1 pseudogene is annotated in these 279 nt (G+C 58.8%); it reads left to right on the forward strand.

Going from position 1 to position 279, the window contains the following annotated elements:
* Positions 1 to 279, forward strand: a pseudogene (locus AC30D9_RS29415) (calcium-binding protein); the annotation flags it as partial.

The following is a 279-nucleotide window of genomic DNA, read 5'->3' on the forward strand; positions in this document are numbered from 1 at the left end:
CATTCCGGGATCGCAGCAGGTGATACCTATACCGGTATCGAGGTGATCAGAGGATCGAATTTCAACGACACGTTCGTTGGCGATGGTAGCGGTATGGATTTCGACGGCGGTGCCGGGGTCGACACGGTCGACTACTCGGGCTCGACTGCCGGGGTAAACGTTAATGTCCGTCTCGGGACGGGAACCGCAGGAACGGGCGGGGATGCCGAAGGCACCATTTTAACGGGTATCGAAACCGTCATAGGCTCTGCCTTCAACGACGTGCTCTCCGCTGGTCCG

The organism is Pseudomonas sp. DF11 (assembly GCF_058148565.1).